The sequence below is a fragment of the Micromonospora sp. WMMD737 genome (assembly GCF_049179055.1).
Classification (GTDB): domain Bacteria; phylum Actinomycetota; class Actinomycetes; order Mycobacteriales; family Micromonosporaceae; genus Micromonospora; species Micromonospora reichwaldensis.
In genome coordinates this window covers 1,637,769-1,659,875 of sequence record NZ_JBMHMH010000001.1, presented here as the reverse complement: position 1 = coordinate 1,659,875, position 22,107 = coordinate 1,637,769, and the positions used below count along the sequence as shown (strand labels likewise).

The 22,107-nt window shown below is 73.6% G+C and carries 18 protein-coding genes; 10 read left to right on the top strand and 8 right to left on the bottom strand.

Going from position 1 to position 22,107, the window contains the following annotated elements:
• Positions 1 to 18: 18 nt before the first annotated feature.
• A complete protein-coding gene (locus ACN27A_RS06595) occupies positions 19 to 4,548 on the top strand; it encodes a HAMP domain-containing protein (protein WP_421458388.1) in 4,530 nt (1,509 codons plus the stop codon).
• Between the two features lie 174 nt (positions 4,549 to 4,722).
• A complete protein-coding gene (locus ACN27A_RS06590; RefSeq protein WP_421450397.1) occupies positions 4,723 to 6,333 on the top strand; it encodes a hypothetical protein in 1,611 nt (536 codons plus the stop codon).
• A 49-nt stretch (positions 6,334 to 6,382) separates the two neighbouring features.
• Here ACN27A_RS06590 and ACN27A_RS06585 read toward each other — a convergent pair whose 3' ends face one another.
• From ACN27A_RS06585 to ACN27A_RS06570, 4 genes are all read right to left on the bottom strand, one after another.
• Complete coding sequence (locus tag ACN27A_RS06585; RefSeq protein WP_421450395.1) at positions 6,383 to 6,949, bottom strand: GNAT family N-acetyltransferase; 567 nt, start codon at positions 6,947 to 6,949, stop codon at positions 6,383 to 6,385.
• A gap of 100 nt (positions 6,950 to 7,049) precedes the next feature.
• A complete protein-coding gene (locus ACN27A_RS06580) occupies positions 7,050 to 7,889 on the bottom strand; it encodes an ABC transporter ATP-binding protein (RefSeq protein ID WP_132234969.1) in 840 nt (279 codons plus the stop codon).
• 47 nt (positions 7,890 to 7,936) lie between these two features.
• A complete protein-coding gene (locus ACN27A_RS06575) occupies positions 7,937 to 8,962 on the bottom strand; it encodes a FecCD family ABC transporter permease (protein ID WP_421450393.1) in 1,026 nt (341 codons plus the stop codon).
• The gene (locus tag ACN27A_RS06570; RefSeq protein ID WP_421458387.1) at positions 8,959 to 10,035 is read right to left on the bottom strand and encodes a FecCD family ABC transporter permease; all 1,077 of its coding nucleotides are present in this window, start codon (positions 10,033 to 10,035) and stop codon (positions 8,959 to 8,961) included. Before ACN27A_RS06570 ends, ACN27A_RS06575 begins: the two co-directional genes overlap by 4 nt.
• 90 nt (positions 10,036 to 10,125) lie before the next feature.
• On the opposite strand from ACN27A_RS06570, the gene ACN27A_RS06565 reads away from it, so the two are divergent.
• A complete protein-coding gene (locus ACN27A_RS06565; RefSeq protein ID WP_421450391.1) occupies positions 10,126 to 11,163 on the top strand; it encodes an ABC transporter substrate-binding protein in 1,038 nt (345 codons plus the stop codon).
• Positions 11,160 to 12,005, top strand: a complete 846-nt coding sequence (locus ACN27A_RS06560; protein ID WP_421450389.1) for a siderophore-interacting protein — start codon at positions 11,160 to 11,162, stop codon at positions 12,003 to 12,005. The genes ACN27A_RS06565 and ACN27A_RS06560 overlap by 4 nt, the downstream gene beginning before the upstream one ends.
• Positions 12,006 to 12,069: 64 nt before the next feature.
• Here the strand turns inward: ACN27A_RS06560 and ACN27A_RS06555 are convergent, their stop codons facing one another.
• Complete coding sequence (locus ACN27A_RS06555) at positions 12,070 to 12,555, bottom strand: GNAT family N-acetyltransferase (protein WP_421450388.1); 486 nt, start codon at positions 12,553 to 12,555, stop codon at positions 12,070 to 12,072.
• Positions 12,556 to 12,655: 100 nt separating this feature from the next.
• A complete protein-coding gene (locus ACN27A_RS06550) occupies positions 12,656 to 13,153 on the bottom strand; it encodes a DinB family protein (RefSeq protein ID WP_421450386.1) in 498 nt (165 codons plus the stop codon).
• A gap of 118 nt (positions 13,154 to 13,271) precedes the next feature.
• Here ACN27A_RS06550 and ACN27A_RS06545 point away from each other — a divergent pair, with 118 nt between their 5' ends.
• The 3 genes from ACN27A_RS06545 (at position 13,272) to ACN27A_RS06535 (ending at position 15,641) form a co-directional block, all read left to right on the top strand.
• The gene (locus ACN27A_RS06545; RefSeq protein WP_421450385.1) at positions 13,272 to 13,712 is read left to right on the top strand and encodes a hypothetical protein; all 441 of its coding nucleotides are present in this window, start codon (positions 13,272 to 13,274) and stop codon (positions 13,710 to 13,712) included.
• Between the two features lie 164 nt (positions 13,713 to 13,876).
• Positions 13,877 to 14,239: a YciI family protein gene (locus tag ACN27A_RS06540; protein ID WP_421450384.1), complete on the top strand. Its 363-nt coding sequence runs from the start codon at positions 13,877 to 13,879 to the stop codon at positions 14,237 to 14,239.
• Between the two features lie 157 nt (positions 14,240 to 14,396).
• Positions 14,397 to 15,641 carry an RNA polymerase sigma factor gene (locus tag ACN27A_RS06535; protein ID WP_421450382.1) on the top strand — a complete coding sequence of 415 codons (1,245 nt, stop codon included), beginning with the start codon at positions 14,397 to 14,399 and terminating at the stop codon, positions 15,639 to 15,641.
• A 32-nt stretch (positions 15,642 to 15,673) separates the two neighbouring features.
• Here the strand turns inward: ACN27A_RS06535 and ACN27A_RS06530 are convergent, their stop codons facing one another.
• On the bottom strand, positions 15,674 to 17,263 hold the full coding sequence (locus ACN27A_RS06530; RefSeq protein ID WP_421450381.1) for an NAD(P)/FAD-dependent oxidoreductase: 1,590 nt from the start codon (positions 17,261 to 17,263) through the stop codon (positions 15,674 to 15,676).
• Between the two features lie 227 nt (positions 17,264 to 17,490).
• Here ACN27A_RS06530 and ACN27A_RS06525 point away from each other — a divergent pair, with 227 nt between their 5' ends.
• Positions 17,491 to 18,744: a hypothetical protein gene (locus tag ACN27A_RS06525; RefSeq protein WP_421450379.1), complete on the top strand. Its 1,254-nt coding sequence runs from the start codon at positions 17,491 to 17,493 to the stop codon at positions 18,742 to 18,744.
• 46 nt (positions 18,745 to 18,790) lie between these two features.
• Positions 18,791 to 19,402, top strand: coding sequence for a phosphoesterase PA-phosphatase (locus ACN27A_RS06520; protein ID WP_421450377.1), 612 nt, complete (start codon positions 18,791 to 18,793; stop codon positions 19,400 to 19,402).
• 142 nt (positions 19,403 to 19,544) lie between these two features.
• Here ACN27A_RS06520 and ACN27A_RS06515 read toward each other — a convergent pair whose 3' ends face one another.
• Positions 19,545 to 20,606 carry a LacI family DNA-binding transcriptional regulator gene (locus ACN27A_RS06515; protein ID WP_421450376.1) on the bottom strand — a complete coding sequence of 354 codons (1,062 nt, stop codon included), beginning with the start codon at positions 20,604 to 20,606 and terminating at the stop codon, positions 19,545 to 19,547.
• Positions 20,607 to 20,901: 295 nt separating this feature from the next.
• Here ACN27A_RS06515 and ACN27A_RS06510 point away from each other — a divergent pair, with 295 nt between their 5' ends.
• The gene (locus tag ACN27A_RS06510) at positions 20,902 to 22,053 is read left to right on the top strand and encodes a Gfo/Idh/MocA family protein (RefSeq protein ID WP_421450374.1); all 1,152 of its coding nucleotides are present in this window, start codon (positions 20,902 to 20,904) and stop codon (positions 22,051 to 22,053) included.
• Positions 22,054 to 22,107 lie beyond the last annotated feature (54 nt).

Below are 22,107 nucleotides of genomic sequence, written 5' to 3'. Positions count from 1 at the left end.
ACCGGAGGGGCCGCGGCGATGGCAGACCCGGGGCTCCGGCAGCTGCTGGCCGGCCTGACGGCGGTACGCGACGGTGACTTCGGCACGCGGCTGCCGGAGGACGCCGACGGCCTGCTCGGGGAGATCGCCACGGTCTTCAACGGCATGGTCGACCAGTTGTCGCTGTTCACCTCCGAGGTGACCCGGGTGGCCCGGGAGGTCGGCACCGAGGGGCAGCTGGGCGGCCAGGCCGAGGTGCCCGGGGTGTCGGGCACCTGGAAGGACCTCACCGACTCCGTCAACGCCATGGCGGGCAACCTGACCGACCAGGTCCGCGACATCGCCGAGGTGGCCACGGCGGTGGCCCGGGGCGACCTGTCGCAGAAGATCACCGTGGACGTGCGCGGCGAGATCCTGGAGCTGAAGATCACCATCAACACGATGGTGGACCAGTTGTCGTCGTTCGCCGACGAGGTGACGCGGGTGGCCCGGGAGGTCGGCAGCGAGGGCCGCCTCGGCGGCCAGGCCGAGGTGCCCGGCGTAGCCGGCACCTGGCGCGACCTCACCGACTCGGTGAACTTCATGGCCGGCAACCTGACCAGCCAGGTCCGCAACATCGCCCAGGTCACCACGGCCGTGGCCCGGGGCGACCTGTCGCAGAAGATCACCGTCGACGCCCGGGGCGAGATCCTGGAGCTCAAGAGCACCATCAACACGATGGTGGACCAGCTGTCGTCGTTCGCCGACGAGGTGACCCGGGTGGCCCGCGAGGTCGGCACCGACGGGCGGCTCGGCGGTCAGGCCCAGGTCAGCGGCGTGGCCGGCACCTGGCGCGACCTCACCGACTCGGTCAACTCGATGGCGGTCAACCTGACCGACCAGGTGCGCAGCATCGCGCAGGTGGCCACGGCGGTGGCCCGGGGCGACCTGTCGCAGAAGATCACCGTCACCGCGCACGGCGAGATCCTGGAGCTGAAGAACACCATCAACACGATGGTGGACCAGCTGTCGTCGTTCGCCGACGAGGTGACGCGGGTGGCCCGCGAGGTGGGCACCGAGGGGCGCCTCGGCGGCCAGGCGGACGTCAAGGGCGTCTCCGGCACCTGGAAGGACCTCACCGAGTCGGTCAACGTGATGGCGGACAACCTCACCGCCCAGGTGCGCAGCATCGCCGAGGTGACCACCGCCGTGGCGAAGGGCGACCTGACCCAGAAGATCCGGGTCGACGCGCGCGGCGAGATCCTGGCGCTGAAGGAGACCATCAACACGATGGTCGACCAGCTCTCCGCGTTCGCCGACGAGGTGACCCGGGTGGCCCGCGAGGTGGGCACCGAGGGCCGCCTCGGCGGCCAGGCCCGGGTGTCCAACGTGGCCGGCACCTGGAAGGACCTCACCGACAACGTCAACGAGATGGCCAACAACCTCACCAACCAGGTGCGTTCGATCGCGCTGGTCGCCACCGCCGTCGCCCAGGGCGACCTGAGCCGGCAGATCACCGTGGAGGCCAAGGGCGAGGTGGCCGTGCTCGCCCAGACCATCAACACGATGGTCGGCACGCTCGGCGCGTTCGCCGACGAGGTGACCCGGGTGGCCCGCGAGGTGGGCACCGAGGGCCGCCTCGGCGGCCAGGCGCGGGTGCCGAACGTGGCCGGCACGTGGAAGGACCTCACCGACAACGTCAACTCGATGGCGAACAACCTCACCGGCCAGGTCCGCAACATCGCCCAGGTCACCACCGCCGTGGCCCAGGGCGACCTGACCAAGAAGATCGACGTCGACGCGCGCGGCGAGATCCTGGAGCTGAAGACCACCATCAACACGATGGTGGACCAGCTGTCGTCGTTCGCGGCCGAGGTGACCCGGGTGGCCCGGGAGGTCGGCAGCGAGGGCCGCCTCGGCGGCCAAGCCGAGGTCGAGGGCGTCTCCGGCACCTGGAAGCGGCTCACCGAGAACGTCAACGAGCTGGCCGGGAACCTCACCCGCCAGGTGCGCGCCATCGCCGAGGTGACCAGCGCCGTGGCCACCGGCGACCTGACCCGCTCCATCACCGTGGACGCCCCCGGCGAGGTCGGCGAGCTGAAGGACAACATCAACTCGATGGTGGAGTCGCTGCGCGAGACCACCCGCACCAACCAGGAACAGGACTGGCTCAAGACCAACCTGGCCCGCATCGCCGGCCTGATGCAGGGCCACCGCGACCTGGACGTGGTCGCCGGTCTGGTGATGAACGAGCTGGCCCCGCTGGTCTCCGCGCAGCTCGGCACGTTCCTGCTGGTGGACGACGACCCCGGCGGGACGGGCCTGCGGGTCGTCGGCGGGTACGGGCACGACACCTCCAACCGCCGGTACGCCCTCGGCGACTCGCTCGTCGGGCAGGCTGCGGTGAGCAAGCGGGCCATCGTGGTGGACACCGTGCCGGCCGACTACGTCACCGTCTCCTCCAGCCTCGGCGCCGCCGCCCCGCTGCACCTGGTGGTGCTGCCGATCCTCTTCGAGGACCAGGTGCTCGGCGTCATCGAGCTGGCCAGCATGAGCCGCTTCACGGAGGTGCAGCGCGACTTCCTCGACCAGCTGACCGAGACCATCGGCGTCAACGTCAACACCATCGTCGCCAACGCCCGTACCGACGTGCTGCTCACCGAGTCGCAGCGCCTCGCCGCGGAGTTGCAGGCCCGCTCGGAGGAGTTGCAGGCCCGCTCCGAGGAGCTCCAGCGCTCCAACGCCGAGCTGGAGGACAAGGCGGCCCTGCTGGCCCGGCAGAACCACGACATCGAGACGAAGAACTCCGAGATCGAGCAGGCCCGGCAGGAGCTGGAGGCCCGCGCCCAGCAGCTCGCCCTCGCCTCCAAGTACAAGTCGGAGTTCCTCGCGAACATGAGCCACGAGCTGCGTACGCCGCTGAACTCGCTGCTCATCCTCGCCCAGCTGCTCGCGCAGAACCCGAACCGCAACCTGACCGCCAAGCAGGTGGAGTACGCGACGGTCATCCACTCGGCCGGCACGGACCTGCTCCAGCTCATCAACGACATCCTCGACCTGTCCAAGGTGGAGGCCGGGAAGATGGACATCAACCCGGAGACGTTCGAGCTGGCCGCGCTGCGCGACTACGTCGACGCCACCTTCCGTCCGCTGACCACGCCCCGGGGCCTGGAGCTGGAGATCAGCACCGGGCCGGGCGTGCCGACCGAGCTGCACACCGACGAGCAGCGGCTGCGGCAGGTGCTGCGCAACCTGGTCTCCAACGCGGTCAAGTTCACCGAGAAGGGGCGGGTACGGCTGCGCATCGAGCGGGCCGCGCCGGACGAGCTGCCCGAGGGGCTCGCCCACACGGACGTCGTCCTCGCGTTCCGGGTGATCGACACCGGCATCGGCATCGCCGAGCAGCACCTGACCGCGATCTTCGACGCCTTCCAGCAGGCCGACGGCACGACCAGCCGGCGGTACGGGGGCACGGGCCTCGGGCTGTCCATCAGCCGGGAGATCGCCCACCTGCTCGGCGGCCGGATCCAGGCGCGCAGCGTGCTCGGCCGGGGCAGCACGTTCACCCTCTACCTGCCCGTCGGGCCGGTGCCCGCCGGGACCGGCGACGCGGCCGTCACGGACGACCGCCCGAGCGGCGCGCTGCCGGCCGCGGACCGTACGGGCGCGCTGCCCTGGACGTCGCCGGCCACCCTGCCGTGGATGCCGCCGGCCACCCTGCCGCCGGCCGTGACCCTCCAGTCCGGCGAGGTCCGCCGGATGCTGGTGCTGGAGCGCCACGACAAGGGGCTGCTGACGCTGCTCGCCCAGGGCGTCGCGGCGGACCTGGGCGACGCCCACCCGCCGGTGGAGATCTCCACCGCGGTGGACGTGGCATCGGCGGTCGAGGCGCTCGCCACCGGGCGGCACCACGTCCTGGTGCTCCAGCTCGACCTGCCCGACGACGGCGGTACGAACCTGCTGAAGACGCTGCACGACGATCCGGCGCTGCGCGGGGTGCCCGTGCTGGCGTACCACGGACAGCCGCTGCCGGCCGGCTCGCAGGCACTGTTGCAGGCGTTGGCCCACGAGCGGCCGCTGGAGGTCCTGCGCAGCCTGGACGACCTGCGCGAGCGGATCGCCCTGCACCTCACGGCGGTGACGCCGGAGCGGGTGCTGCCGTTCGCCCCGGTGCTGCCCGACGTCCGTCCCGTCGTCGACGCCCTGCCCGGCGACCTGGCCGGGCGCAAGGTGCTGGTGGTGGACGACGACGCGCGCAACGTCTTCGCGCTGACCAACATCCTGGAGCTGCACGGGCTCGACGTGGTGTACGCGGAGAACGGCCGGCAGGGCATCGAGACGCTGATGCGCCACGACGACATCGACCTCGTGCTGATGGACGTGATGATGCCGGAGATGGACGGCTACGCCGCGACGGCGGCCATCCGCGCCATGCCCCGCTACGCCGACCTGCCGATCATCGCGGTGACCGCGAAGGCCATGCACGGCGACCGGGAGAAGAGCATCTCCTCCGGCGCCAGCGACTACGTCACGAAGCCGGTCGACGCCGCCGACCTGTTGCAGTGCATCCACCGCTGGCTGCACGGCTGAGGCGTCCCGCCGCACCCCGGGCAGCTCCGCCCCCGCCGCCGACCCCGGCGGCGGGGGCGAGTCGGATTTCGGCCCGTCGCCAATGCGACTTGCCGCATCCGTGCGGTCACGCCGGGTGCTCCCATGTGTCCCACTGGTCCGCACCGGGCGGGCCGACGGAAACGGAGAGTGCGAGTGGGACCCAACCTGCTGCGCCGCGTCGCCACGGCGACCGTGGCGCTCAGCTGCGCCGTCATCGGGACGGTGGTGGCGACGACGGGACCGGCGGCGGCCAGCCCGATCCGCAACAACACCCCCTGGTCGGTGCTGCTCTGCAAGTTCAGCGACAAGCCGGCCGAGCCGAAGACCCCGTCGTTCTTCGCCAACTTCCTCACCGACGCCGGTCTCGGCACCTCCGGGGTGGCGGACTACCTGGCCGACCAGTCCGGTGGCCGGGTCTCGCTGGCCGGCTCGGCGGTCCGGGGCTGGTACACGATGCCGTACACCCTGGCGCAGTTCCAGTCGATCGACCGCGGCACCCGCATCCAGCGCTGCGTCGACACCGCCGCGGCCAACGGCTACACGGTCCCCGCCGGGCACCGCACCGCCGTCATGCTCAACGACTGGGTCGACTCCGGGGCCGCCGGCGGGCGGGTGCTGCTCGACCCGGGCGCCTGGAACGTCGGCTTCGCCGCCCACGAGATGCTGCACGGCTACAACCTGGGGCACTCGTTCTCCAACGACACCACCTACCAGAACGCGCCGTGGTCCCAGCCGGGCGAGTACGACGACCCGTGGGACGAGATGAGCGCGATGCACATCTACGCCTTCGCCACGGCGAACTACGGCACGAGCGCGGTCGGGCTCAACGCGTTCCACCGCGACGAGCTGGGCTGGCTGCCGAAGAACCGGGTGTTCACCATGGCCGCCGACGGGGTGGGCTCGCGGAGCATCACGTTGGCGCCGCTGGAGGTGCCCTCGGCGAGCGGCCCGCAACTGGTCCGGATCCCGTTCGACCCCGCCGACACGTTCCACTACTACACGGTGGAGTTCCGCCGGAAGACCGGCTGGAGCGCCGGCATCCCGGCCGACACGGTCCTGCTGCACGAGGTCCGCAACGGCACGCCCACGCTGCTGCGTACCGGGCCCGGCGGCGGTCCGGCCCAGTCGCTCAACGCCAACGGGGTGCAGATCGGCGTGAACTGGATCTCGGGCAACTCCGCCTCGGTCACCGTCACCACGGACGTGGTGAACCGCTGCCTGCAGGGGTACGTCTGGCGGGAGGCCCGGCCGGGCGACATGGTCTGCGTGACCGGGGCCACCCGCAGCCAGGTGTGGGCGGACAACGCGGCGGCCCCGAGCCGCTGGACCAACGGCGCGTACGGCCCGCACACCTGCATCTCCGGCTACGTGTGGCGGGAGGCGTACTCCGGTGACGACGTCTGCGTGACCGGCGCCCAGCGCACCCAGGCGGCCTCGGACAACGCCGCCGCAGCGAGCCGCCGCAACCCGGCGCGCCTGGTCGCCGGGCCGAACACCTGCGTCAGCGGGTACGTCTGGCGCGACGCCGACCAGTCCGACTACGTCTGCGTCACCGGGACGACCCGCTCCCAGGTGCTCGCGGACAACGCCGTCGCCACGAGCCGCTGGGTCAACGGCCCGTACGGCCCGCACACCTGCGTCGCCGGCTACGTGTGGCGCGAGGCGTTCCTCGGTGACGACGTCTGCGTCACCGGCACCCAGCGCAGCCAGGCCGCGGCGGACAACGTCGCCGGCCCGGGCCGGGTGCTGCGACCGGGCGGCTGAGCCCCCGACGCTCCCCGGGCGGGCGACCGCCCGGGGAGCGTCACGCGTCTCAGGGCCGGCCGGCCTCGAACGTCTCCCGGTCGAGGAAGAGCAGCCGGGCCCGCTTGCCGTTGACGTCGACCAGCGGGCCGGCGACGAAGCCGGTGCGCAGGAGCCGCTCGACCGCCTTGTCGTTGCGCGCGTCCGGCTCCATCACGACGCGCAGGTGTCGCGGGTCGGCGAAGACGAAGTCGAGGAACACGCGCAACAGGGTGCCGGTGAAGCCCCGCTCGACCGCGCCGGGCGGGCCGATCAGCAGGTGGGCCCCATGGTCGCCGGGCTGGACCGGGTAGCACTCGCCGACCGGGTCGGCGGTCGGCTCGTAGGTCTGGAACAGCGCCACCGGTGTGCCGTCGCGGTGGGTCAGCCAGGCGTGGTGGGTGGGGAGCGAGTCCAGGTAGCGGTAGATTTCCTCGACCCGGTCCCGGCCGGCGTCGCGCATGCCCCAGAACCGGGCGCGTTCCTGGCTGACCCAGCCGTGGATCAGGTCGATGTCGGTGTCGGGGTCGACGGGTCGGATCGTCACCCGGCCGAAGCCGTCGACGTCCTGTCGGTAGGTGCTGGCGAGATCACGCATCGTGTGCCACCGTACGGTGATTCCGGTCGATGCGCGAGTAGGTCGATCCGCGGCGCGGCGCGGGCCGGCCGGCGGCCCGGGCCGCCGGCGCGAACGCCCGTCACCCGCCCACCTTCCCGCCGGCGGCGGTGACCGCCGGGGCGCTCGCGGCGGCCCGGCGGCGGGCGGCGGGGACCACCAGCGGGGTGCCGGTCTCCGGGTCGTCGATCACGCGGCAGGGCAGCCCGAAGACCTCCTCGACCAGTTCGGCGGTGACCACCTCCCGGGGCGCGCCGGCGGCGACCACCTCTCCCTCACGCATCGCGATCAGGTGCGTCGCGTAGCGGGCGGCGTGGTTGAGGTCGTGCAGCACCGCCACCAGCGTGCGGCCCTGCTCCTCGTGCAGCCGGGCGCAGAGGTCCAGGATCTCGATCTGGTGGGCGATGTCCAGGTAGGTGGTCGGCTCGTCGAGCAGCAGCAGGGGGGTCTGCTGGGCCAGCGCCATCGCGATCCACACCCGCTGCCGCTGCCCGCCGGAGAGCTCGTCGACGGCCCGGTCGGCCAGGTCGGCGACCCCGGTGGCGGCCATCGACTCGGTGACCACCCGCTCGTCCTCGCGCGACCACTGTCGCAGCAGCCCCTGGTGCGGGTACCGGCCGCGGGCGACGAGTTCGGCCACGCCGATGCCGTCCGGCGCGATGGACGTCTGCGGCAGCAGGCCGAGGGTGCGTGCCACGCTGCGGGCCGGCTGCCGGTGGATGTCCTCGCCGTCGAGCAGGACCGCCCCGGCGGCCGGCTTCAGCAGCCGGGACAGGGCCCGCAGCAGGGTGGACTTGCCGCAGGCGTTGGGACCGATGATGACCGTGAAGGACCGGTCGGGCACGGCGACGCTCAGGTCCTGCGCGATGGTCCGCCGCTCGTAGGCGAGGGTCATCGCGGTGCCGCTCAGCCGGGACTGCATGCTCGGTGCTCCGTTCTCGTCGTGGGTGGCCCGCCGGCCGCGCCCGGTCACAGTCGGCCGGCCCGGCGCTCGGTGGCCAGCAGCCAGACCAGGTAGGCGCCGCCGAGCACGCCGGTGACCACGCCGACCGGCAGCTGGTGCCCGGGGAAGGCCCGTAGCGCGACCTGGTCGGCGGCGACCAGGAGGACCGCGCCGACGGCCGCCGAGGGCAGCAGGTTCGGCCCGGGGGCCCGGGTCAGCCGCCGCGCGAGGTGTGGCGCGGTGAGGGCCACGAAGTTCACCGGCCCGGCGGCGGCCGCCGCGAGGGAGACCAGCAGCACCGCCGCCGCGAGCACGACGAGGCGCAGCCGCTCCACGCGTACGCCGAGGGCGGCGGCGGTGTCGTCGCCCATCTCGACCAGCCGCATCGCCGGCCCGTAGCCGGCCAGCATGAGGGGCACCAGCACGCCCAGCGCGATCAGCAGCGGCAGCGCGTTCGACCAGCCGCGACCGTCGAGGCTGCCGGTGAGCCAGAGCACGGCGCGGGCGGCGTCCATCAGCGGGGCCCGGGTGAGCAGCCAGCCGTTGACGCCGGTGAGGATCGCCATGGTGCCGATGCCGACCAGGATCAGCCGGTACCCGTGCACGCCGCGTCGCCAGGACAGCGCGTAGACCAGCGCGCCGGTGACCAGCCCGCCGACCACCGCCGACGAGGCCAGCGCCGCGCTGCTGCCGCCGAGCACCACCACGACGAGCGCCCCGGTGGCCGCGCCCTGGGTGAAGCCGAGCATGTCGGGGCTGCCGAGCGGGTTGCGTACCAGGGACTGGAAGACCGCGCCGGCCAACGCCAGCGCGGCGCCGACGCAGAGGGCGGTGACCACCCGGGGCAGCCGCAGCTCGGTGACGATGAACTCCTCGGCCGGGGTGCCCCGGCCGGTGAGGGCGCGCAGCACGTCGGCGGGGCTCATCGGGTAGTCGCCGCTGCCGATGGCGAGCACGCCCAGCGCCAGGGCCAGCAGCACGCAGGTGACGCCGACGGCGACGGCGCGGGGACGCAGCCGCAGGGACAGGCCGCGGGTACGCAGGGTGATCACGGGTGGGCCACCCGTCCGCGCTGCACCAGCCAGAGGAAGAGCGGCCCGCCCGCCACGGCGGTCACGAGCCCGACCTGGAGCTCGCCGGGGCGGCTCAGCACCCGCCCGAGCACGTCGGCGCCGAGCAGCAGCACCGGTGCCAGCACCGCGCAGTACGGCAGCAGCCAGCGTAGGTCCGGCCCGGTGAGCGCGCGCACCAGGTGCGGCACCAGCAGCCCGACGAAGACGATCGGCCCGCAGGCGGCGGTGGCGGCGCCGCAGAGCAGCGTGATCGCCAGGATGACCGCGCCCCGGACCAGGGCCGGGCGGGCGCCGAGCGCGCGCGCCGCGTCGTCGCCGAGGGCGAGGGCGTTGAGCGGGCGGGCGACGGCGAGGGCGACCAGCAGGCCCGCCGCCATGAAGGGCGCGACCGTGCGGACGGTCGACGGTTCGGCGCTGGCCAGCGAGCCGACCGTCCAGAACCGCAGCCGCTCCAGCGAGGCCGTGTCCACCAGCATCACCGCGCTGACGTACGAGTAGAGGGTGGCGTTGAGCGCCGCGCCGGCCAGCGCCAGCCGGGCGGGGGTGGCCCCGCGCCCGCCGCCGACGGCGTACACGGCGGCGGTGACGGCGGCCGCGCCGAGCAGCGCGAACCACACCTGCCCGCCGACGCCGCCGATGCCGAACAGCAGCGCCCCGGTGGCCACCGCCGCCGCCGCGCCGGCGTTGATGCCGAGCAGGCCGGGGTCGGCGAGCGGGTTGCGGGTCAGCGCCTGCATGACCGCGCCGGCGACGCCGAGCGCCGCCCCGGCGAGCAGACCGAGCAGCGTACGCGGCAGCCGCATGCGGTGCACGACGGCGTACTCGGCGGCGTCGCGGTCCAGCAGGCCCTGCCACACGTCGGTGAGGGGGAGCTGTTTGGCGCCCACGGCGATGCTGAGCACCGCGACGGCCGCGAGCAGCAGCACCGACGCCGCGAGCCCGGCGGCCCGCAGGGCGGACCGGCCGGGCCGGCGTACGGCCGGCGGTGCCGGCGGCGCGCCGACGCGGGGGGAGAGGGTGGCGGACAGTGTGGGCTCCGATTGGTGCGGAATTCCGAACGGGACTTGACAGCCGTTTAGGTTAGGTTAACCTAACCCCGCTGTCCATGGTCATTCGCCCGACCCTGATCGAAAGACACCGCCATGCCGCATCCCGTGTCCGCCCGCCGCCTCTCCCGCCGGGGCCTGCTCGCCGCCGGTGGCGCCGCCACCCTGGCAGCCCTGCTCGCCGGCTGTGGCGGGGACGAGGACTCCGCCACCCCCGCCGCCAAGGACTCCGGCGGGCCGTGGTCGTTCACGGACGACCGCAACGAGAAGGTCAGCGCCCCCGCCCGGCCGACCCGGGTGGTCGCCTTCACGGGGGTCGCCGCCGCGCTCGTCGACTTCGGGCTCGACAAGCAGATCGTCGGGGTGTTCGGCGAGACCAAGCGCTCCGACGGCAGCAAGGACCCGCAGGCCGGCGACCTCGACGTCGAGTCCGTGGAGATCCTCGGCAACGTCTGGGGCGAGTTCAACCTGGAGAAGTACGCCGCCCTGCGGCCCGAACTGCTCGTCACCCACATGTACGACCCGGGCGCCTTCTGGTACGTGCCGGACGAGAGCAAGAGCAAGATCCTCCCGCTCGCCCCCACCGTCACCGTGACCACCGCGCGGGTGCCGATGACCAAGCCGATCGAGCGGTACGCGCAGCTCGCCGAGTCCCTCGGCGCCGACCTGTCCGCCAAGAAGGTCACCGACGCCAAGGCCCGCTTCGAGGCCGCCGCCGAGTTGGTCCGCCAGGCGGTCAAGGACAACCCGGGCATCAAGGTGCTCGCCTGCTCCGGCAGTCCCGACCTGTTCTACGCCTCCAACCCCAAGGTCAGCACCGACCTGATGTACTTCGCCGAACTGGGCGTCGACATCGTCGTCCCCACCAAGCTGGAGGCCGGCGACTACTTCGAGGCGCTGAGCTGGGAGAACGCGGGCAAGTTCCCGGCCGACCTGCTCCTGCTCGACAACCGCAGCACCGCCCTGCAGCCCAAGGACCTGGCCGCGAAGCCGACCTGGCAGCAGCTGCCGGCGGTCAAGGCCAACCAGGTCGCCGCCTGGGACGCCGTGCCCCGCTTCTCGTACGCGGGCGCCGCGCCGCTGCTGGAGAACCTGGCCACCGCCATCAAGGGCGCGAAGAAGGTCACGTCGTGACCACCGCCGTCGCCGTGCAGTACCGCCTCTTCGCCGCGCAGGTCGTCGGCGCCCGCCGCGTCGGCGCCTCCCTGGTCCGGGTCACCTTCGGCGGGCCGGAGCTGGCCGACTTCGCCGGTGGCGGCAGGGACCAGAGCGTCTCGCTGTTCCTGCCGCACCCCGGTCAGCCCGAGCCGGTGCTCCCCGTCGGGGCGGGGGAGGACTGGTTCGGCGCCTACCGGGCCATGGACCCCGACGTGCGCGCCGTGATGCGCTCGTACACCATCCGGGAGCAGCGCCCCGAGGTGGCCGAGGTGGACATCGACTTCGTCAGCCACGGCGACACCGGCCCCGCCTCCCGCTGGGCCCGGCACGCCCTGCCCGGCGACCGGGTGGTGCTGCTCGGCCCGGCCGTGCACGACAACCGCAGTGTCTGCTTCCGGCCCCCGGTCGGCACGGACTCCGTCCTGCTGGTGGCCGACGAGACCGGGCTGCCGGCCGCCGCCGGGATCCTGGCCTGGCTGCCGCCGGGCACCCCGGTGCGGGCCTGGATCGAGGTCCCCGACGCGGGAGACATCCAGGAACTGCCCACCGAGGCGCGGGCCGAGGTGCGCTGGATCGTGCGCGGCAACACCGCCCCCGGCAGCACCCTGCTGGCGGACGCGGTGCGCGCCGCCCGGCTGCCGGCCGGCAGCCCGTACGCCTGGATCGCCGGCGAGTCCTCGATGGTGCGCTCGGTGCGCCGGCACCTCGTCGGCGAGCGCGGCCTGGACCGCCGCCACGTCACCTTCTCCGGCTACTGGCGCCGGGGCGCCTCCGAGGACAACCTGCGCGCCGAGGCCGTCGCCTCGGCCACCGCCTGACGATGCCCACCACGCGCCGCGTCCCGCCCCGATGGGACGCGGCGCGCGGCGTCCGGCCGGCTGCTCAGAACTCCCGGTACATCACGTGCAGGCCCACCCGTCCGAGGGTGGGATGCCGGAACGCCCCGGGCACCGTGCCCACCACGTCGAACCCCTCCCGCCGGTACAGCTCCACGGCGGTGACGTTGCTCGCCACCACGGCGTTGAACTGCATGCCGGCGTACCCCCGCCCGCGGGCCCAGTCGACCGCGTGCCGGCACAGCGCGGTGCCGACGCCCCGCCCGCGCGCCGCGCGGGCCACCATGAAGCTCGCGGTGGCGACGTGCGCGCCCGGCCCGGGGCGGTTGGTGCCCATCTTCGCGGTGCCCAGCACCGCGTCGCCGTCGACCGCGACCACCGTCCGGCCGGGCGCGGCCTCCACCCACATGTCGTACGCCTGCTCGGCGGTCAGCTCCGGGTCGTAGGGGAAGGTCTCCCACGCCCGGACCACCTCCTGGACGATCGGCCACACCTGGGCCCAGTCGGACTCGTGGAACTCGCGGATCCGCATCCGGCGGATGCTAGGGACGGCCCGGGCGCGGTGGCAAGGCGTTTACCGGCGGGGAGGGGGCGCCCGGCGGCCCGGGGACGGCGGGGCGGACGTCCGCGCACTACCCGTCGACGAGCTGCTCCCGGAGGATGTCGGCGTGCCCGCAGTGCTGGGCGAGCTCGCGCAGCACGTGCAGATACACCCACCGCAGCGGAAGCGGGCCGCGCCGGTTCCCGGGCAGGACGTCGTCCAGGCCCAGGGACGCCGTCGCGCGGCGTGACGCCTCGCAGGCCTCGCGGTGTGCGCGCCGGACGGTGGCGATCGTGTCGTCGTCAGTGAGGATGAACGACTCGTCCGGCGTCGCGGGGATCCCGATCTCCGCGCGCGACCGGCACGTGACGGCCTCGTCGAACCAGACCTTCTCGACGAAGGTCACGTGCTTCACGAGACCCAGCAGCGTGGTCCGGGAGGCCACCAGCGAGCGGCGCGCCTGTTGCTCCGTCAGCCCGTCCAGGCAGCCGTTGAGCGCGTCGCGGTGCTCGTCGAGGAACGCCTCGAACTGGTCCCGGGCCGGCTGGGCGACGACCTGGTCGGCGAAGGTGGGCGGGTAGGAAGGCATGGATGAAGCATCCCAGAGCGCCGCCAGCAACGGCTGACGGACCTCGGCGGAGTCGGTCCGGAGGCCGGGTCGTGGCCGGATCGTCGCCGGCCGGCGGCTGGCAGGCTAGTTTGCTCGGATGAGTTCCCTCGATGACGTCGCGAGGCGTGACGGCTGGCGGTGCTGGGTCTGCGACGAGCCGGTCGACGCCGACATGTCGGTGAACGACCCGCGCGGTCCCAGCGTCGACAGCCGCACCGCCGACAAGAAGGCCAAGGTCGCCGAGCGACTCGCGCACCGGGCCTGCAACACCCGCAAGGGCGCGGTCAAGGTGGTCATCGCCTGGCCGGACCACCTGCACGTGGTGGAGCCCGCGCCACTGATCACCGTCGCCGAGCGACTCGAACGCAAGGGCGGTCGCGAGCTGGTCGCCCGCTGTCCGAGCAGGAAGGACGCCCAGGAGGCGGCGGACTGGCTGGTCGACCGGTTCTCCCGGCTGGTGCCCGGACTGCCGGTGACCGCGAGCGTCGACGCGGGCGGCGGGCAGTACCTCGTCGCCCTGGCCGCCGGCCGCCGCTGACCGGTGGCCCGGGTCGGCGCGCCGCGGTCCCGGGCCCGCGCGATTTCCGGGATGGTGTCGTATCGGGGCGCAGCCGTTCGTGGAACCGGTGTGCGGCGGCCGGCCGGGCCGTCGGACACGAGGAGCCGGGCAGGGCCCTCGTCCGGGACCGGGAGGAGACGACCATGACGGAGTACCTGATCACCTTCAACGACGAGTGGGTGCCACCACACACGGCGGAGGAGATCCGCGAGAAGAGCAAGGCCAGCTGGGCCGTGATGGGGGAGATGCAGGCCGCGGGCGTCCTGCTCTTCAGCAACGGGGGGCTCGACCGGTCCACCGCGGTGTGCAGCGTCGAATCGGTCGACGGCAGGCCCGTCTTCACCGACGGCCCGTACGTCGAGACCAAGGAGCACCTCGGCGGCTTCGCCGTCGTGGACGTGCCCGACGACGAGGCGGCGCGATACTGGGCCGGCAGGCTCGCGACCGCGCTCGACTGGCCACAGGAGGTGCACCGGTTCCGAGGCCCCGGGGCGCGCCCGGCGTAACGGCTCCGGGGAGAAGTGAGCGTGGTGCCCGGATACCTGCTGTCCGTCCACGCGACGCGGCCCTGGCCCTCGCCGTCGAGGGATCGAGAGCGTGTCGCGGTACGGTCGAGGTGCGTCCCTTCCGAACCGGGGAATCCGTCCGAGCGCTGCCGGAGTCATGACCGTTCTCACCGTCCAGCAGGCGATCACCCGTGCCCACCACGAGGAGTGGGCGCGGGTGGTCGCCGGCCTCGCGCGCCGTTTCGGCGATCTCGACGTCGCCGAGGAGGCGACGGCCGAGGCGTTCGTGACGGCCGCGGAGCGGTGGCCGCGCGAGGGCGTACCGTCCAATCCCGGCGGTTGGCTCGCCACCACCGCGACCCGCAAGGCGATCGACCGGCTCCGTCGCGAGTCACAGCGCGACGCCAAGCACCAGGCGGCCCGGCTCATGTACGACGACACGCCCGCTGAGCCGACCGGCCCGGTCGAGGACGACCGGCTGAGACTGATCTTCACCTGCTGCCACCCCGCGCTCGCGTCGGAGGCCCGGGTGGCGCTCACCCTGCGCCTGCTCGGCGGCCTCACCGTGCCCGAGATCGCCCGCGCCTTCCTGGTGCGGGAGACCACCATGGCGCAACGGATCACCCGCGCCAAGGCGAAGATCAAGGCGGCGCGCATCCCCTACCGGGTGCCCTCGGCCGACGACATCCGCGAACGGCTCGCCGGCGTGCTCGCGGTCGTCTACCTCGTCTTCAACGAGGGCTATCTGGCCAGCGAGGGGAACGACCCGGTGCGCGTCGACCTCACCGAGGAGGCGATCCGTCTCGGCCGCCTGCTCCGGGCCCTCCTCCCGGACGACGGCGAGGTGACCGGCCTGCTCGCCCTGATGCTCCTCACCGACGCCCGGCGGCCGGCGCGCGTGTCCCGCACCGGGGAGCTGGTGACCCTCGCCGAGCAGGACCGCGGCGCCTGGGACCCCACCCTCATCGCCGAGGGCAACGCCCTCCTCCGCGAGCGCATCGAGGCGGTGGCGGCCGGCGGCGACCCACCCGGGCGCTACCAGCTGCAGGCCGCGATCAACGCGGTCCACACCGACGCCGCGTCCACCCGGGACACCGACTGGTCCACCATCGTCGCCCTCTACGGGCGCATGTCGCTGCTCGACCCCTCACCGATCGTGCGGCTCAACCGGGCGGTCGCGGTCGCCGAGGTCGACGGCCCCGGCGTCGGGCTCGCCGAGATCGACCGGCTCGCCGAGGCCCTCGACGGCTACCACGCCTTCCACGCCGCGCGCGCCGACCTGCTGCGGCGGCTCGGGCGCGGCGGCGAGTCGCGGACCGCGTACGACCGGGCCATCGGTCTCGCCGGCAACCCCGCGGAGCGGGCCTACCTCACCCGCCGCCGCGACCAGCTCGCCGGCTGACCGCCACGCGGAGCCTGCGTCACTTCGGCGGCTCAGCCGAGGCGCACGTGGGCCGGCCGGTCCAACCGGGCGGTGCCGCCGCCAGTACCGGCACCGGCACCGCCGCCGGCACCGTCGAGCGTCGTGCCGACCGGGACGGCGGGCCGGGCCGGTACGACGGGCGCGTCCCGGCCGGTGCCCCGGTGGCCGTCCCCGTCGTGGCTCGACTCCTCGTGGTAGTCCTGCTCCACGTTGACCGACCACACGTCGTGGCGGGTGCCGCAGGCGATGTTCTCGGCGGTGAGCATCGCCGTCAGCATCGAGTGGTCCTGGTTGTTGTAGCGGTGCATGCCGTTGCGGCCCACCGGGTGGACGTTGGGCACCTCGCGCGCCAGCCAGTCCCGGATCACGTCGACGTTGTGCTGGTAGCGCTCGTCGTAGACCGGGTACGCCTTCGGCATCCGCACCACGTACCCGGCCTCGACCACCCCCGGCCGGACCAGGCCGAGCCGCTCCAACTCGGCCGTCGCGGCGGCGACCAGTTCGGCGTCCGGCGTACGCCAGGTCTCGTCGTCCTCGAACACGAAGTACTCCAGCCCGAGGCAGGTGCGGCCGTCCTTGACCAGGTGCGGCGACCAGGAGCCGAAGTTCTGGATCCGGCCGACCCGCACCGCCGGGTCGTGCACGTAGATCCAGTTGTCCGGGAACGAGAACTCCTCCGGCACCACCAGCGCGACGGTCAGGAAGTCCCGGTACCGCAGGTCGGCCGCGGCGGCCAGCACCTCCGGCGGGGCCGCCGGGCGCAGCGCGGCGACCAGCTCGGAGATCGGCATCGAGGAGACGACGTGCTCCGCCGGCTCGGTACGCTGCCCGCCTGCCCCGTTGACGGTCACGGCGACGGCGCGGCGGCGCTCCGGGTCCCGGTGCACGGCGGTCACCCAGGTGCCGGTGTCCACCCGGCCCCCGCGCCGGCGCACCTCCTCGGCGCAGCGTTCCCACATCATGCCCGGGCCGAGCTTCGGGTACTGGAACTCCTCGATCAGGCTGGTCACGTCCTTGCGGTTGCGTCGGGGCAGCACCGCGTTGCGGACCGCCTTGGCCAGCGACAGGTTCTTGATCCGCTGGGCGGCCCAGTCGGCCTGCAACCGGTCGGCCGGCATCCCCCAGACCTTCTCGGTGTACGTCTTGAAGAACATCGAGTAGAGCCGCCAGCCGAACCGGGCCGAGACCCAGCCCTCGAAGTGCGACTGGTCCTTGGGCGGGCGCAGCCGGGCCCGCGCGTACGAACCCATGCACAGCGCGGCCTCCCGCACGCCGAGGTTACGAAGGGCGTTCGCCGCGCTCAGCGGGTAGTCGAACAGGGCGCCCCGGTAGTAGATCCGGCTCATCCGGGGCCGCAGCAGGAAGTCCTCGTCGGGCAGGATCTCGTGCCAGAACTCCTCGACCCGGGCCACCTTCGTGAAGAACCGGTGCCCGCCGATGTCGAAGCGCCACCCGTCCCGCTCGACGGTACGGCTGATCCCGCCCACCACCTCGTCGGCCTCGAACACCCGGACCGCGCTGTCGCGCCGGAGCAACTCGTACGCCGCCGTCAGGCCCGCCGGCCCAGCGCCGATGACCACCGTGCCGTGCTCTTCGCCCATGCCCGTCGCCCCCTGCTTCCGCCTCCCGGAGGCGGCCCGCTTACCCGGCGCCGGCCCGAACTCACCCCGGATTCCCGTCCGCTCCCGGCACAACCCGACGGGCGGAGCGCCCGGGACGCGCCGCGACGCGCCCGGCGCCCGGTTCCGGGCCGGGATCGCGCCGACGTGTCAACGGTCCCGGAACGGGGATGTGGCTCCGGTCGGGCCGCCGGACCGGGAGACGCGTGATGGACAGTGGGCGGGCCGTCTCGGACCGGCGGTGGCGCGCGCTGCCCGCCCGGCTGGCCGGGCGCGGGCACGACCTGCGGCGGGCGGCGTCGCGGGCCGCCGGCCGGATGCCGGCGCCGTGGCTGTTCGTCCTCGCGGTCTTCTTCGGTACGAAGATCGTGCTCAGCGCCCTCGGGGTGCTCGCGCTGAGCGCCTTCGACGACGTGCCCTGGGCCCCGCCGCCGGACGAGACGACGATGCGCGAGCAGCAGCGGGCGGTCTCCGGGCACCGCGCGCTCGCGCTCTGGTTCGCCTGGGACTCCTTCCTCTACGACCGCCTGGCGCAGCTCCCGCTCGACGAGCCGTGGCCCGACTTCGGTTTTCCCCTGCTCTATCCGTTCCTGGCCCGTCCGCTGGCCCCGCTGCTGGGCGGGGACACCGCGCTGGCGTTGCTGCTCGTCGCGAACGTCGCGTTCCTGCTGATGCTCTTCTACGCCCACCGGCTGGGCGAGCGGCTGCTCGGCGACGACGCCTCCGCCCGCCGGTTCGTCCGCTACCTCGTGCTGCTGCCGGCCGGGTTCCTGTTCCAGGCGGCGCTGACCGAGTCGCTGTTCCTCTGCCTCGCGCTCGCCGCCTTCCACTACGCCGAGCGGCGGCGCTGGCTGCTCGTGGGCGTCGTCGGCTTCTTCCTGGCGACGAGCCGCTCGGTCGGGTTCCTCGTCGTGCTCCCGCTGGCCCTGGTGCTGCTACGGCAGCACGGCTACCGGCTGGGCCCGCGCGCGTGGTGGGCGTACGTGCGCGTCGGCTGGCCGCTGGCGCTGGTGCCCGCCGGCTGGCTGGCGTTCATGGCGTTCTGCCGGTGGCAGAGCGGCGACTGGTTCGCCTACAAGCACGCCCAGGAGACGGGTTGGGGCATCCGGGTGCAGAACCCGTTGGCGGTGCTGTGGCACGGCCTGACCGGCAGCCCGCCGCGCGACGCCCTGCGGGTGTGGGTCGCCGTGCTGGTGCTGGCGGTGCTGCTCGCGGGCGCCCGCCGACTCGGGCTGCCCTATCTCGTGTACGGGCTGACCATGGTCCTGGTGCCGCTGTCGATGGGCCCGCCGGTGTACAAGAGCCTGCTGCGCTATCTGCTGGCCGTCTTCCCGGTCGCCCTCGTGCTGGCCCGCTGGGCCCGGCACGCGGGCGCCGACGCCTGGCTGACCGCCGCCCTGGCCCTGCTGCAGGGCGCGCTCTTCGTCACCTGGCTCGCCTACTGGACCCACTTCATCATCTGAGCCCGTGCACGCCGCGCCGCCGGGGGCGGCCGGCAGAATGTGGACCGTGCACGACGTCATCGACCGCCCCGACCGCCGTACCGGCAGGCGGCTCGCCCGCGCCGCCACCGAGGTCTTCGCCCCGGCGCTGCTGGCCGCGCTGATGCCCGTCGTCGTGGGCCTGCACGCCGCGTCGCCCGTCGAGGTGGGCCTCGCCTGGGCCCTGGTCGGCTCCCTGTTCTGCTCGATCATCCCCAACAGCCTGATCTGGTGGGGCGTCCGCCGGGGCCGGCTGACCGACCACCACATCAGGCGACGGGAACAGCGCCGGCGGCCACTGGCGTACGGGCTGCTGTCCGTGCTGGTGGGCCTCGCCGTGATGATCGGGTTCGGCGCCCCGCGCCCCGTCCTGGCGATGGTCGTCGTCATGTTCGCCCTCGGCCTCGCCGTGACCGTGGTCAACCTGGCGTGGAAGCTCAGCATCCACGCGGCCGTGGCGGCGGGCGCGGCGGCCGTGCTCGTGATCGAGTTCGGACCGGCGCTGCTCGCCTCGGCGCCCGTGGTGGCGCTGGTCGGCTGGTCGCGGGTGCGCCTGCGCGACCACACCGTCGGTCAGGTGGCCGCCGGCACCGTCGTGGGGACGCTCATCGCCGCCCCCACGTTCCTGCTGCTGCGGTGAACGGCGGCGGGAACACGCCCTACGTCCGGCCGCGCCCCGTGGTCCTGTCGCGTGCCTCCCCGCGCCGCGACCTGCTTCACGTCGGCGCGTAGGCCCGCCCTGGGCGCCTCCGGCGGCGGCCGGTCGGCGAAGACGTGGGTCGTCAGCCGGCTGACGCGCCGGATCCCCCCGCCCGTGGGCGGACCGGGGCCGACGGGGCCGGCCCGGTGCTGTCCCGGCGCACCACCTCGGCGGGCAGCACCTCGACGCGGGGCGCCGCGGCCCCCGGGTCGAGCGCCAGCGACATCGCGCGGGCCCCCATCTCGACCAGGGGCAGCCGGACGGTGGTCAGTGCCGGGGTGACGTCCCGGGCGATCGGCATGTCGTCGAAGCCGATGACCGACACCTGCCGGGGCACCGCCACCGACCGGGAGCGCAGCAGCGCCAGCGCGCCGATCGCCATCGAGTCGTTGAGGGCCACGACGGCGGTCAGCTCGGGGTCGGCGTCGAGCAGCGCGGCCGTGGCGGCGACGCCGCCGTCGCGGTCGAACTCGGCGTGCCGGACGCGGTGCTCGGGCAGGCTCAGCCCGTGTGCGGCGAGGGACTCCCGCAGGCCGGTGAGCCGGTCGGTGGTGGTGGTGAGCACCGCCGGCCCGGCCACCACCCCGATCGCCCGGTGACCGAGTTCGTACAGCTCCTCGCCGATCAACCGGCCGCCGGCGCGGTTGTCCGGCATCACCGCGTCGCCGGAGTGCTCGTGCCGGCCGATGACCGCGACCCGTCCGCCGGTCGCCTCGTACGCGGCGAGCTTCTCGTTGAGCAGCCGCGTGAAGGTGGCGTCGTGGTAGCCCGAGCCGGCCAGGATGATCGCGGCGACCTGCTGGCCGCGCAGCAGCTCGACGTACTCCAGCTCGCGGTCCGGGTCGCGGTAGCTGTTGCAGATCATCAGCAGCCGGCCCTGGTCGGTGGCGACCCGTTGCAGGCCCCGGGTGATCTCGGCGAAGTACGGGTCGGAGACGTCGTGCACGATGACGCCCACCGCCACGCGGTGCGAGCGGGCCAGCAGCTGGGCGTGCGCGTTCGGCACGTACTGGAGTTCGGCGACGGCGCGCAGCACGCGCTCGCGGAGCTCCTCGGTGACGGGCTTGCTGCTGCCGTTGATCACCCGGGAGGCGGTCGCGGGCGAGACCCCCGCCCGCCGGGCCACGTCGGACAGGGTCGCCACTGCCGCCCCCTCGGTCGTTTCTCGACGGCCGCGCCCCGGTGCCGGCCATCGTCACCGTACCGCAGCGAAAGCGCTTCCCCGCCCCGGCGCCCGCCCGCGTGGCCCGGCGGGCCGCACCGGCCGCGAGACGGGTCGGACAGCCCCTTGCCTGAGGAGGGAGGCGTTCCCTACGCTGCCCAGGAAAGCGCTTGCCTGAAAATCGTCGCCGGGGGCCTCCCGGCGGCGGCGCAGGCGTGGAACAGGTCGCCGCCCGCCGCCGTCCCGGTCGGAGGCGCCCGCGGAGGGAAGGAACACCATGACCCGCAGGTCGATAGGCATCATCGTCAACGGCGTCACCGGCCGGATGGGCTACCGGCAGCACCTGGTGCGCTCCCTGCTCGCCATCCGCGAGCAGGGCGGCGTGCCCCTGGCCGACGGCACGTCGATCTGGCCCGAGCCCGTCCTGGTCGGGCGCAGCGAGACCAAGCTCCGCGAGATCGCCGAGCGGCACGGGCTGACCGACTGGACCACCGACCTGAGCGCGGCGCTGGCCCGCGACGACGTCGAGATCTACTTCGACGCCCAGGTCACCCAGCAGCGGGAGAAGGCGATCCGCCGGGCGCTGGACGCCGGTAAGCACATCTACACCGAGAAGCCGCTGGCCGAGGACACCGAGGGCGCCCTCGACCTGGCCCGGGCGGCGCGCGCCGCCGGCGTGCGTACCGGGGTGGTGCAGGACAAGCTCTTCCTGCCCGGGCTGCGCAAGCTCAAGCGGCTCATCGACGGCGGCTTCTTCGGCCGGATCCTGTCGGTGCGCGGGGAGTTCGGCTACTGGGTGTTCGAGGGCGACTGGCAGCCGGCCCAGCGCCCGTCCTGGAACTACCGCAGCGAGGACGGCGGCGGCATCGTCGTGGACATGTTCCCGCACTGGCAGTACGTGCTGGAGGAGCTCTTCGGCCGGGTGCGTACGGTCTCCTGCCTCACCGCCACGCACGTGCCGCAGCGGGTCGACGAGGCGGGCCGCACCTACCCGGCGACCGCCGACGACGCCGCGTACGGCATCTTCGAGCTCGACGGTGGCGTGGTCGCGCAGCTCAACTCCTCGTGGTGCGTCCGGGTGCACCGCGACGAGCTGGTCGAGTTCCAGGTCGACGGCACCGAGGGCAGCGCCGTGGCCGGGCTGCGCAGCTGCCGGGTGCAGCACCGGGCGGTCACCCCGAAGCCGGTGTGGAACCCCGACCTGCCGGTCACCGAGCCCTTCCGGTCACAGTGGATGGAGGTGCCGGACAACGAGGAGTTCGACAACGGCTTCAAGGTGCAGTGGGAGGCGTTCCTGCGGCACGTCGTCGCCAACGAGCCGTTCCCGTGGGACTTCCTGGCCGGCGCGCGCGGCGTGCAGCTCGCCGAGCTGGGCCTGCGCTCGGCGCGCGAGGGCGCCCGCCTCGACATCCCGGAGCTGAACCTGTGAGCGCGAGGAGTGAGCCGGGTTTGCGAGCCCCGCAGTCGCGAACGGAGGTGGCGC

What these genes read in the sequence shown, in the direction of transcription:
- ACN27A_RS06595 (WP_421458388.1), top strand. Translation starts at nt 19, where the DNA reads ATGGCAGACCCGGGGCTCCGGCAGCTGCTGGCCGGCCTGACGGCGGTA.
- ACN27A_RS06585 (WP_421450395.1), bottom strand. Translation starts at nt 6,949, where the DNA reads ATGCGTGATCTCGCCAGCACCTACCGACAGGACGTCGACGGCTTCGGC.
- ACN27A_RS06580 (WP_132234969.1), bottom strand. Translation starts at nt 7,889, where the DNA reads ATGCAGTCCCGGCTGAGCGGCACCGCGATGACCCTCGCCTACGAGCGG.
- ACN27A_RS06565 (WP_421450391.1), top strand. Translation starts at nt 10,126, where the DNA reads ATGCCGCATCCCGTGTCCGCCCGCCGCCTCTCCCGCCGGGGCCTGCTC.
- ACN27A_RS06555 (WP_421450388.1), bottom strand. Translation starts at nt 12,555, where the DNA reads ATGCGGATCCGCGAGTTCCACGAGTCCGACTGGGCCCAGGTGTGGCCG.
- ACN27A_RS06550 (WP_421450386.1), bottom strand. Translation starts at nt 13,153, where the DNA reads ATGCCTTCCTACCCGCCCACCTTCGCCGACCAGGTCGTCGCCCAGCCG.
- ACN27A_RS06545 (WP_421450385.1), top strand. Translation starts at nt 13,272, where the DNA reads ATGAGTTCCCTCGATGACGTCGCGAGGCGTGACGGCTGGCGGTGCTGG.
- ACN27A_RS06540 (WP_421450384.1), top strand. Translation starts at nt 13,877, where the DNA reads ATGACGGAGTACCTGATCACCTTCAACGACGAGTGGGTGCCACCACAC.
- ACN27A_RS06535 (WP_421450382.1), top strand. Translation starts at nt 14,397, where the DNA reads ATGACCGTTCTCACCGTCCAGCAGGCGATCACCCGTGCCCACCACGAG.
- ACN27A_RS06530 (WP_421450381.1), bottom strand. Translation starts at nt 17,263, where the DNA reads ATGGGCGAAGAGCACGGCACGGTGGTCATCGGCGCTGGGCCGGCGGGC.
- ACN27A_RS06525 (WP_421450379.1), top strand. Translation starts at nt 17,491, where the DNA reads ATGGACAGTGGGCGGGCCGTCTCGGACCGGCGGTGGCGCGCGCTGCCC.
- ACN27A_RS06510 (WP_421450374.1), top strand. Translation starts at nt 20,902, where the DNA reads ATGACCCGCAGGTCGATAGGCATCATCGTCAACGGCGTCACCGGCCGG.